Consider the following 400-nt stretch of genomic DNA (forward strand, 5'->3'; position numbering starts at 1 on the left):
GACCTGAACCCCTCGGGTAAAGCCGTTGATATCCCAGTTGACCACGCTGACGGGGAAGCCGGCCAACATGCCCAGTTTATTGCTATCGGCCATGGCCCCGGCGGCAATACCTGCCAGATACCAGCCTTCATACGTGCGGGCATAGAAGCTTTCGAGGTTGTCGGCATTACGGGTGCCGGAGGCATTGACGAACGCTACATTGGGGTATTTTTCCGCCGCTTCCGCGATGCCATCGGAGTAACCGTAGGTAGTACCGACAATAATGTTGAATCCCCGCTGAACGTACAGATCAATGGCGTTTTTCAGGGCGCTGGCATCTTCCGGGATGCTTTCAGCCACAGCGATCGGGTAGCCCAGCTTGTCGGCGACGACTTGACGCGCATCGTCGAGCGCCTCGTTC

1 protein-coding gene is annotated in these 400 nt (G+C 57.5%); it reads right to left on the minus strand.

Features of this window, described 5'->3' with window-relative positions; genetic code table 11:
* Window positions 1-400 (minus strand): BMP family ABC transporter substrate-binding protein (locus Q4563_RS16660; protein WP_303605283.1); only part of this gene is annotated, 400 nt, incomplete at both ends.

Source organism: Gilvimarinus sp. 1_MG-2023 (genome assembly GCF_030548285.1).